The sequence below is a fragment of the Dysgonomonas sp. 511 genome, from assembly GCF_010501105.1.
In the GTDB taxonomy this organism is placed as follows: domain Bacteria; phylum Bacteroidota; class Bacteroidia; order Bacteroidales; family Dysgonomonadaceae; genus Dysgonomonas.
The window spans coordinates 1-4,513 of the sequence record NZ_QVMQ01000062.1 but is presented as its reverse complement, the minus strand read 5'-3'; the positions used below and the strand labels follow the sequence as shown (position 1 = coordinate 4,513).

The following is a 4,513-nucleotide window of genomic DNA, read 5'->3' as shown; positions in this document are numbered from 1 at the left end:
TCTGCTGGTCTTGAATCCTTGCCGATTGAGTGCATGAGTAATCTGCAAATATGTTTTACTCTGATTTCTCATCATTAAAATAAGGGCTAAGGCACGTTTATTGTTCTCGTTAGTTAAGGCTTTTGCCGTATTAGTCTTGATGCTATTAGCTATTGCCCGCGCATGATTATTCAGCAGGTTCTCCGGTTTACCTAACTTAATTCCTTTATCCTTCTTCGCCCTTAATGATTGTTTGGTGCGTTCTGAAATTAGGTTGGCTTCATACTCTGCAATTGAACTAATGATATGCAGGATGAATCGATTGGCTTTGGGAAAATCGCAGAAAACAATCTCGACATCGCTTTCTAACAGCCGACTGGTAAATGCTACATTGCGGGAGAGACGGTCCAATTTGCCACAAATTAGAATAGAACCGGTTTGTCTGCATTGTTCTAATGCTTCTGCTAATTTAGGACGATGATTATTGTCTGGTCCTGAAATAGCGTTACAGCAAAACGAATTTTATGGAAGGAATTAAGAATGAGTATGTAAGGCGTACTCAAAAGGATTACAGTGTATCCTTTAAGTTGTCAGTAGTTTCCGAGATTGAACGTGGAGAACTCTCAGTTACAGGCGCTCAGCGTAAATATGGCATTCAAGGAAATGCTACAGTAATCAATTGGCTCAGAAAATATGGAACCTTTGACTGGGAAAATCAAACACCAAGTAACATGCCAAAGAGTAAAGATCAAAAGATTCTGGAACTTGAGCAGAAAATCAAGTTGTTGGAAAAGCAGAAGGCTTTATTAGAGAAACAAGCCGAAACTTCAGATAAGAAAGCTATCTTCTTTGATATGATGATCGATATGGCGGAAAAAGAGTTTAATATTCCTATCCGAAAAAACTCCTTACCCGAACAATTGACCGATTCTCAGAAGAATACAAAGTGAGCAAAACCTCCACCTGTGGATTGCTCGGGGTAAGTAGACAGGTTTATTATCGTTCTATCCGTTCAAGGAAGAAAAAGCAGTATAAAGCCAAACAAGTTGTAGCTATGGTAGAATCTATACGCAGAGATATGCCACGCATTGGCTTTCGAAAGTTATATTATCTTCTTTATGCCCCATTAAAGAAACTAAAGATAGGACGCGATAAGTTTTTATCCATCCTAAAGGCTAATCATATGTTAATCAAACCCAAAAGAAACTATCGGATAACCACCGACTCTCATCATCGCTTTAGGAAGCATAAAAATCTTATAGTCGATATGCCATTAAAACATCCGGAACAGGTCTGGGTATCAGATATAACTTATATTGGCGGCAGAGACAAAAACTGTTATTTGGCGCTGGTTACGGATGCATATTCTAAGAAGATAATGGGGTATGATATCTCGAATAGCTTGGCGACGGAGGGCTCTTTAAGAGCTTTGAATATGGCTATAAAGCAACGGTGCTATAAAAATAGACTGATTCATCACTCCGACCGGGGTTTGCAGTATTGTAGCAACGATTATCAAAGGTTGTTGAATGCAAAAAGGATAACACCAAGCATGACTGAAAGTTATGATCCTTATGCTAATGCAATTGCTGAACGGGTTAATGGTATACTTAAACAGGAATTTTTATTGGAAGATTATCAGGTTGACATCAACACTATGAAACTTTTGGTAAAAGATGCTGTCCGTATTTACAATACGAAAAGACCTCATTGGGCATGCTATATGAAAACTCCTGCTGAAATGCATAAACAGAAAAGTATAGAGATCAGAACGTATAAAAACAAAGATAGTTGTAGGGCTAGCCCGACAACTATCTCATAAATTATTAATATTTTTGTCTAATCAAACCTGTAACGGCTTTTTAGGACGAGTCATTTATGAATAGGCCTTATTACAGATTGCTCCAGACAAGAAGACAACCTCATTACTTTGAATTTCTTTCGGAATATCTACTGTTAAATCAATATCTTGATAATTACAAAAGAAAAAATTAAAGTAACATAAAAATAAAGTAAGTTTCTTAATCAATAGATATTTCTTAAAAGTATTAATAAGTTGAAATTCAAATAAGAAGAAAGAGGGACGCCAATATTTTATCATTCTTTCCCAATATCTCCAATATTGTTCTCTACTATAATACCATTAGTAAAAGTATTTTGAAACCCTTTCCCTCTATTTCCTAAAAGATTAGATCCTTCTTCAAAAATATTATCTCTAAATATAACTTTATTCTCAAAATGACAATCTAGAAAATGAAAAAAACCACAAAAAATGTTTCTTTCAAAAGATATTATTTCTTTATTATGTCCTCCCATCTCATATGTTATTGTATTTTTTACTATATTATTCTTGAAAATTAGACCCTGTAGGAACCAGGTAGCATCTAATTGTAAGTTCTCTATAATACAGTTTTCAATATTTAATAACTCTTGAAAATGTTCGAATCTGAGATCCATATCCTCAACAACAATACATGAAACATTGTAAGATGCCGATTCTATTAAATCTAAAGCATGAATATTTTTAATAACTTTTCTTCTAATCATAATAAAAAATTTACCATCTTAAATTTCCGTACATAATTATTGAATTTTGAGGAACCCTACTTGAATAACCAGGATAAAAGTTCATGGATTTAATTACTCCATTTCTGTCAGTATAAACCATAATTGTTTTTTGTATATTATTTATTGTACCTTGCATTGTATTACTACCTGGTTGTAGATTGTTTATATTGTTATATACAACTTTTTCAACATTGGATAAAATCACATCGTCTGTTAAATTAAGATCTAGATGGCGATTATTTGAATTAAAATGCTCCAAGAAAGAATTTCTCACATCTTCTGAAATAACGCTACTAGGTGTTCTACTTTTTAGAAAAGTATCAACCGTTTTATTTCCAACCTCCTCCATCAATACATCATCAGCGTTATTTGGCGCAGATCTAGTCGCGTTGCCCTGGGTCAATTGCTGATACCTGAATATCAAATATCCGGCTCATCTTAGGGTCGCCATTCCAGAAATTGCCACCTTGAGAATGAGCAGCCCATCCTTGCATCACTCCTGAGCCTACTGATGCCAGAGCCAGGCCTGACAGGTATTCTCTGGGCGTAGGTAAAGGATCTCCAAATGCGACATGGTTACCGACTGTCAATATAGGGGTAGAAGCCATGTAGCTAAAAGCCCCTGCCGTAAGTCCGGCAAAAAATCCTCCGCCTCCTACTGCGCCCAAACTGGTTATTCCTGCGCCTGCAACTCCCATTGCACCAAGCCCTACACCAAACGTAGCGGCACCTACTCCTCCGGCTAAAGCTCCAATGCCAAAAGCGGCTGCCCCTCTGCATCAAATTTGCATCCGTGCGCAACCCAGTTAATAGCTCCTCCAACAGTTGCACCTATTACAATATGCCAAAACTCCCCACTCGGATCACTATACCTCAACAGGTTATTCAACGCATTACGAATCTAATCCTTTACTCTCTCGATATTAATTTCATATCTATATATTTGATATAATTTATCTGAAGATTCAATAACAGTTATTGGAATATCAATCTCTATTGAGTTATATTTATAAAATTCCGCTTTTACTAATTTAATTCTATCTTCCTTATTCGTACAATTATTAAATTCAACTTTCATGTAATAATTATTTTTTTTTGTCATCTCCAATACTGAAATCTTTTTTATTGAGCAATTTTTATTTGAAGAGTTGTGTTTTTTTAAGATTTTGACGATGTCTTTTGTAGAAGTGAATTTTTTACTCCAATATACAATCGCTCCATCATAGCCACCAGATTGCTCTTTTTGCTCAATATCAAAAAGGTGTAATGTTCCAATACTAGGAGAGTTATTTGATTTAAAGCGACTCCTTTCCCCTTTAAAATACATTTTCTTATTACTTTTCGTTTTACCAAGACTACCTGTTAAAAAAAATATTTTTTTACCACATAAATTATATTCTTGTTTATTTACTTGATAAAGAGCATTAAAATATTCCCCCTCTAATTTAGTCAAGTATAAATCACAATCTATTCCCATTTCATTGATATTATCTAATATTTCGTGAGGAATATTTTCAAAATTTCTTTGTTGCATATGATAAACTTGAGCTAACATATTTGGACTTATTACCAATATCAAAAAAAATAAGAATACTATATGTTTTTTCATTGAGTACAAAATTAACGATTATAAAAATAACTAAAAGACCAAGGTCTAATTCCATTACCCCATAAGTACATCTGAGCATGAAGTAAATACGGATGTATACCAACGTTAAAAATGCCTGACATATTAAGGGCTAGTGAAGTATGGGTTACACAACTGCTCAATTCTAAACTATACACAAGCTTACCCGCTCCCTCCAGACTATTAAGCCATTTGGAATAATGGTTTATTGTATTATAGTTTACATCAAGTGGTTGTATCGTAATCATTCGGTCTGCCTCATCTTTTACAAGATTTATATAGTTTTTACCTTTGCTGAGAGAGTTAACGATAAATTAAGGAGCCATCAGTTTATGCAAA

General features: G+C 34.6%; 6 protein-coding genes and 1 pseudogene. 2 read left to right on the top strand and 5 right to left on the bottom strand.

Annotated features, from left to right (window positions below; genetic code table 11):
- A pseudogene (locus D0T57_RS15075) lies at window positions 1-477 on the bottom strand (recombinase family protein); the annotation flags it as partial.
- 26 nt (window positions 478-503) lie between these two features.
- Between D0T57_RS15075 and D0T57_RS15960 the strand changes: the two are divergent.
- A complete protein-coding gene (locus tag D0T57_RS15960) occupies window positions 504-929 on the top strand; it encodes a hypothetical protein (RefSeq protein ID WP_255490632.1) in 426 nt (141 codons plus the stop codon).
- Window positions 926-1,801 (top strand): IS3 family transposase, encoded by an 876-nt coding sequence (locus tag D0T57_RS15070; protein WP_368666938.1) that lies wholly within the window; start codon window positions 926-928, stop codon window positions 1,799-1,801. The genes D0T57_RS15960 and D0T57_RS15070 overlap by 4 nt, the downstream gene beginning before the upstream one ends.
- A 275-nt stretch (window positions 1,802-2,076) precedes the next feature.
- Here the strand turns inward: D0T57_RS15070 and D0T57_RS15065 are convergent, their stop codons facing one another.
- The 4 genes from D0T57_RS15065 to D0T57_RS15050 form a co-directional block, all read right to left on the bottom strand.
- Window positions 2,077-2,526, bottom strand: a complete 450-nt coding sequence (locus D0T57_RS15065) for a hypothetical protein (protein WP_163274299.1) — start codon at window positions 2,524-2,526, stop codon at window positions 2,077-2,079.
- A gap of 10 nt (window positions 2,527-2,536) precedes the next feature.
- Window positions 2,537-2,896 (bottom strand): hypothetical protein, encoded by a 360-nt coding sequence (locus tag D0T57_RS15060; protein WP_163274298.1) that lies wholly within the window; start codon window positions 2,894-2,896, stop codon window positions 2,537-2,539.
- A gap of 31 nt (window positions 2,897-2,927) precedes the next feature.
- Window positions 2,928-3,245 (bottom strand): hypothetical protein, encoded by a 318-nt coding sequence (locus D0T57_RS15055; protein ID WP_163274297.1) that lies wholly within the window; start codon window positions 3,243-3,245, stop codon window positions 2,928-2,930.
- 203 nt (window positions 3,246-3,448) lie between these two features.
- Window positions 3,449-4,102 (bottom strand): hypothetical protein, encoded by a 654-nt coding sequence (locus D0T57_RS15050; RefSeq protein WP_163274296.1) that lies wholly within the window; start codon window positions 4,100-4,102, stop codon window positions 3,449-3,451.
- Window positions 4,103-4,513 lie beyond the last annotated feature (411 nt).